This window comes from Agromyces sp. P1_H4 (assembly GCF_056405255.1).
This window is the reverse complement of the sequence record NZ_JBFUCL010000261.1, coordinates 1-5,403: the sequence shown is the minus strand read 5'-3', so window position 1 is coordinate 5,403 and position 5,403 is coordinate 1. Positions and strand designations below refer to the sequence as shown.

Sequence of the window (5,403 nt, the reverse complement as noted above, 5' to 3'; positions counted from 1 at the left end):
CCGTCGAGGGGTCGGTGCCCGGCGGCCCGGCGACGGCCGAGCGCGGCGTCATCGTGAGCACCGCATCGGTCGCGGCGTTCGACGGGCAGATCGGGCAGGCCGCCTACTCCGCGTCGAAGGCCGCGGTCGCCGGCATGACGCTGCCGATCGCCCGCGACCTGTCGAAGCTGCTCATCCGTGTCGTGACGATCGCGCCCGGCATCTTCGAGACGCCCATGATGGCCGGCATGCCCGACGACGTGCGCGCCTCCCTCGAGGCCCAGGTGCCGCATCCGTCCCGGCTGGGACACCCCGCCGAGTACGCCGCGCTCGTGCGGTCGATCATCGCGAACCCGATGCTGAACGGCGAGGTGATCCGCCTCGACGGCGCGATCCGGATGCAGCCGAAGTAGGCCGCATCCGGATCGTCGGGTCAGGCGGCGACGGGCTGGGAGTCGACTCCGGCGCGACGGCCGCTCGTGGCGCGCCAGGCCTTGATGCCGCCGTCGACCACGTCCCACGCGGCGGCCGCGATGACCACGACCACGATGATGGTGACGATGATCGGGCCCGACTCGCCCCACGGCCAGTCCATGGCGCCGAGCGCGGCCGGATTGAGGAGCTGCCCGGTGAGGAAGAGCCACAGTGCCGGCACCGCGAACGCGACGTTGAGCACCAGGTTGGCCCCGGCGAGCCACCAGTTCCAGCCCCAGGCGTAGAGGGCGAACGCGAAGAGGATCTCGAGCACGATCAGCCCGAGGAAGTACGGCAGCCAGAAGCTCCACAGCGCCGGGTCGAGCAGCGGCACCGACTCGAGGTCGTCCACCCAGGGCACGCCGAACTGCTGGAGCACGATGAGGCCCGCGAACACCACGAGCATCACGACCGAGGCGATCAGCTCGCCGCGCCGAGACGCCTTCGCGGGCTCGGGCAGGGCGGGCAGCATGTCGAGCGTCCATGGGGCGTCGATGCCGCGCCGGCCGGCCGGGGCCGGGGTGCGCTCGAGCACGGCGAAGATCAGCGTCGTCCAGAAACCGATGTGCACCGCGACCGAGATCGTGAGCCCGATCGCCGAGCCGATGATCTCGCCGATGTCGGCACCCGCCACGGCCTTCGCGATCGCGATGCCGAGGGCCGCGAACGGCAGCACGACCGCGAGGAGCAGCTTCAGCAGGCGCCACCACACCAGGTAATAGCGCGGACCGATGAGCTGCAGCGGGCGGTCGACGTAGCGGGCCGCGAGTGCGACCGGGTCGCCGAGCTCAGTGAGGGCCGCGCGTTCGGCGTCGATGGGCGAGCGCCCGCTCTTGACGAGCGCGTCGGTCTCGTCGCCGATGCGCTCGCGCAGTTCGCGCTCGAGCTCGGTGCGCTGGGCTTCCGGCACGCTGCGGGCCGCGGCCCACACGTAGCGGTCGGTGAGGGTGGTCATCGTTCGTCTCCTGTGGTGGTGAGTCTGGTGAGGGCGTCGTCGACACGGCGCCAGTCGGTGGTGAGGACCTCGGCGAGGGCCTCGCCGGTGGGGCTGGTGCGGTAGAACTTGCGGGGTCGCGCCTCGTCGGTGTTCCACTCGCTGACGAGCAGGCCCTGCTTCTCGAGGCGCCGGAGGAGCGGGTAGAGCGTGTTGGCGTCGACGAGGATGCCGAGCGCGTTCAGCGACTCGAGGAGCGCGTACCCGTAGTCGGGCCGGCGCAGGCGCACGAGGCAGGCGAGCACCACGGTGCCGCGTCGCAGCTCCTGGATGTGGCCGGCCGTCGTCTCATCAGTGGTCATGCGTCACACGATACTGTGTGTCACACACTATTGCAAGACACACATCGAAGTGCCGCAGCAGGGCTGGGCGGCGCGCCGAGGCGACGTCAGGCCGCGGATGCCACTACTGGTCGGCGTGGGCCTCGAGGAAGGCGTACACCTCGGCGTCGTCGACGCCCGGGAAGGTGCCCGAGGGCAGCGGCGAGAGCACGTGCGCGTGCAGGCGCGCACTCGGCCAGGCGCGGCCCGACCAGCGCTCGGCGAGTCCGTTCGGCGCGCGCCGGCAGCATCCCTCGTCGGGGCACGTCGACACCGCCCGCAGCGTGGTCTCGCGCCCGCGGAACCACTTCGCCTGCGCGAACGGCACGCCCACCGTGATCGAGAACTCCGCGGCATCCGTGCGCCCGGTCTGCGTGGCGCACCAGAAGGTTCCCGCAGGGGTGTCGGTGTACTGGTAGTTCTCGGTCGTGCGGTTGGTGTGCTCGAAGGCCGTGCGGGCGCTCCACTTCTTGCACACCCACTGCCCCTCGATCGAGCCGGTGACGTCGGTCGGCAGCACGAGCCCGTCGTTCTCGTAGCCCTTCAGCAGCGCGCCGTCTCCCGCGACCCGCAGGAAGTGCAGGGTCATGTCGAGGTGGCTGGTCGCGAGGTTGGTGAAGCGCAACGCGGCCGCCTCGTGGGTGACGCCGAACGCGTCGCGGAAGTCCTCGATGGCGAGTCGCTTCTCCTTCTTGGCCTGCTGGAGGAAGGCGACGGATGCCTCCTGCGGCATCAGGCACGCGGCGGCGAAGTAGTTGATCTCCAGCCGCTGCCAGAGGAACTCGTCGTAGCTCGCCGGCGGGGTGTGCCCGAGAAGGCGGTGCGCCATCGCCTGCAGGGCCATGGAACGCAGTCCGTGACCACCCGGGATGGACGCGGGCGGCAGGTAGATGCGGCCGTTGGCGAGGTCGGTGATGGACCGCGTCGAGTCCGGCAGGTCGCTGACGTAGATGAGCTGGAAGCCGAGCCGCTCGGCCATCACGCTCACCTCGCGGTGGGTGAGCGCGCCGGTGCGGTGGCCCGAGGCGCGCACCTGCTCCTCCGCGAGCTGCTCGATGTGCGGGAGGTAGTTGTCCTGGTCGCGCATGCGCTCGCGCAGGTCGGTGTTCGCGCGACGGGCCTCCTCGGGCGTCGCGATCGCCTCGCTCGCGCGGCGCTGGAGCTCGCGGTGCAGGCCCACGATGGCCTCGAGCGTCTCGTCGCTGATGCCCCGGCCGGGCCGCACGGCCGGAAGTCCGAGCGTCGCGTAGAGGGCGCTCGACTGCGCGCGGCCGAGCTCGAGCTCGAGGGCGGCGCGTCGACTCGGCGCCTCGCGCGCGAGCAGGTCGGCGAGCTCGACGTCGAGTGCGGCCGCGAGGGCGTCGAGCGTCGAGAGCTTCGGCTCGCGCTTGCCGTTCTCGATGAGGGACAGCTGGCTGCCGGCGAGCCCCACGGCCTCGCCGAGCTGGTCGAGGGTCAGTCCGCGCTCGCCGCGGAAGTGGCGGATGCGGTGTCCGAGGGTGGCGAGGTCGGGCGTGCCGGCTTTCATGGCTTAAGGATAGCGAAAGAACGTGCGTTCTTAACGGTCATTTGGATCGAACGGATGCCGCAAACCGTCGCATCCTTGAAGTACGAACCAATCCGGCCCCCGGTCGGGAACCCACGAAAGGGACGACGATGACGATCTCCGAGTTCTCGATCGGAACCTCCGGCTCCGAGTCATCCGAGCACGCGCAGCGCGGCACCACCGACCCCGCCCTCCGTGCCTGGGTCGACGAGATCGCCGCGCTCACCAAGCCCGACGAGATCGTCTGGTGCGACGGCTCCAAGCACGAGGCCGACCTGCTCACCAAGCAGCTGGTCGCCGAGGGCAAGCTCGTGAAGCTGAACCCCGAGTGGCGCCCGAACAGCTACCTCGCGCGCACCGACGCCGGCGACGTCGCCCGCGTCGAGGACCGCACCTTCATCTGCTCCACCTACGAGGAGGACGCCGGCCCCACGAACAACTGGCGCGATCCCCGCGAGATGCGCACCGAGCTGCTCGACGTCTTCGACGGCTCCATGAAGGGCCGCACGATGTACGTCGTGCCGTTCTCGATGGGCCCGCTCGGCGGCCCCATCTCGCAGCTCGGCGTCGAGATCACCGACTCGCCGTACGTCGTGCTCTCGATGGGCATCATGACCCGCATGGGCGAGTCCGTGTACCGCCTCATCGAGGCGGGGGAGCCGTGGGTGCGCACCATCCACTCGGTCGGCTACCCGCTCGTCGACGGGGTCGGCCACCGCCGCGCCGAGGTCGACTGGCCCTGCAACGAGACGAAGTACATCGTGCAGTTCCCCGACTCGCGCGAGATCTGGTMGTACGGCTCGGGCTACGGCGGCAACGCGCTGCTCGCGAAGAAGTGCTTCGCGCTCCGCATCGCGAGTGTCATGGCCCGCGACGAGGGCTGGCTCGCCGAGCACATGCTGCTCATCAAGGTGACGTCCCCCGCCGGCAAGGTGTACCACGTCGCCGCGGCGTTCCCGTCGGCCTGCGGCAAGACCAACCTCGCGATGATGCAGCCCACGATCCCCGGATGGCGCGTCGAGACCATCGGCGACGACATCGCCTGGATGCGACCGGGCGAGGACGGCCGCCTCTACGCGATCAACCCCGAGGCGGGGTTCTTCGGGGTCGCGCCCGGCACGGGCGAGACCACGAACCCGACCGCCGTGCAGACCCTCTGGGGCAACACGATCTTCACGAACGTGGCACTCCGTCCCGACGGCGACGTCTGGTGGGAGGGGCTGACGGACGAGGCGCCGGCCGAGCTCACCGACTGGGAGGGGCACCCGTGGACCCCGGCATCCGGTCGCCCCGCTGCTCACCCGAACTCCCGGTTCACCGTGGCGGCGGCGCAGTGCCCGCAGATCTCCGACGACTGGGACGCGCACGACGGCGTGCCGATCGACGCGATCCTCTTCGGTGGGCGTCGGGCCACCAACGTGCCCCTCGTCGCCGAGGCGCGCAGCTGGAAGCACGGCGTGTTCATGGGCGCGACCATCTCCTCCGAGCAGACCGCCGCAGCCGAGGGCACCGTGGGCGAGCTGCGTCGTGACCCGTTCGCGATGCTGCCGTTCTGCGGCTACAACATGGCCGACTACTGGGGTCACTGGGTGAAGATGGGCCGCGTCCTCGGCGACCACGCGCCGAAGATCTTCCAGGTGAACTGGTTCCGCAAGGGCGCCGACGGCTCGTTCCTCTGGCCCGGATTCGGCGAGAACTCGCGCGTGCTCGAGTGGATCGTCGGGCGCATCGAGGGCGGCGCCGACGCGGTGGAGACGCCGATCGGCCTGCTCCCGGCATCCGACTCGCTCGACCTCGACGGCATCGAGATCACGGACGACGCGCTCGAGCAGCTCTTCGACGTGGACCGAGACTCGTGGCTGGCCGAGTGCGACCTCACCGAGGAGTACTTCGCGCAGTTCGGCGACCGCGTGCCCGCCGCGCTCAAGGCGGAGCTCGCGAGCCTCCGGTACCACCTGCAGCACCAGGACGCCTAGCTGCTCACGACGGTGCGCCCCGGTCCGCCGGGGGGCACCGACGTGCGGTTGACGGATGCCGCGGGCGTGCGCGCACGGGAAGGCGCCGCGTCCGCGGCATCCGTCATCCGCGTC

Annotated in this window: 5 protein-coding genes; 2 read left to right on the top strand and 3 right to left on the bottom strand. The window is 70.6% G+C overall.

Annotation, left to right across the window (positions count from 1 at the left end):
* On the top strand, positions 1-392 hold a 392-nt coding region (locus AC1DY2_RS14615; protein WP_476763084.1), incomplete at its 5' end, for an SDR family NAD(P)-dependent oxidoreductase.
* A gap of 20 nt (positions 393-412) precedes the next feature.
* On the opposite strand, the gene AC1DY2_RS14610 is transcribed toward AC1DY2_RS14615, so the two are convergent.
* The 3 genes from AC1DY2_RS14610 to AC1DY2_RS14600 all read right to left on the bottom strand — a co-directional run bounded on the left by AC1DY2_RS14610 (position 413) and on the right by AC1DY2_RS14600 (position 3,295).
* Positions 413-1,408, bottom strand: a complete 996-nt coding sequence (locus tag AC1DY2_RS14610; RefSeq protein ID WP_476763083.1) for a permease prefix domain 1-containing protein — start codon at positions 1,406-1,408, stop codon at positions 413-415.
* Entirely contained in the window at positions 1,405-1,749 is a 345-nt protein-coding gene (locus AC1DY2_RS14605) for a PadR family transcriptional regulator (RefSeq protein ID WP_476763082.1), read from the bottom strand. The genes AC1DY2_RS14610 and AC1DY2_RS14605 overlap by 4 nt, the downstream gene beginning before the upstream one ends.
* 103 nt (positions 1,750-1,852) lie before the next feature.
* Positions 1,853-3,295, bottom strand: a complete 1,443-nt coding sequence (locus tag AC1DY2_RS14600) for a helix-turn-helix domain-containing protein (RefSeq protein ID WP_476763081.1) — start codon at positions 3,293-3,295, stop codon at positions 1,853-1,855.
* A gap of 128 nt (positions 3,296-3,423) precedes the next feature.
* Here AC1DY2_RS14600 and AC1DY2_RS14595 point away from each other — a divergent pair, with 128 nt between their 5' ends.
* Complete coding sequence (locus AC1DY2_RS14595) at positions 3,424-5,289, top strand: phosphoenolpyruvate carboxykinase (GTP) (protein WP_476763080.1); 1,866 nt, start codon at positions 3,424-3,426, stop codon at positions 5,287-5,289.
* Positions 5,290-5,403 lie beyond the last annotated feature (114 nt).

What these genes read in the sequence shown, in the direction of transcription:
- AC1DY2_RS14610 (WP_476763083.1), bottom strand. Translation starts at nt 1,408, where the DNA reads ATGACCACCCTCACCGACCGCTACGTGTGGGCCGCGGCCCGCAGCGTG.
- AC1DY2_RS14605 (WP_476763082.1), bottom strand. Translation starts at nt 1,749, where the DNA reads ATGACCACTGATGAGACGACGGCCGGCCACATCCAGGAGCTGCGACGC.
- AC1DY2_RS14600 (WP_476763081.1), bottom strand. Translation starts at nt 3,295, where the DNA reads ATGAAAGCCGGCACGCCCGACCTCGCCACCCTCGGACACCGCATCCGC.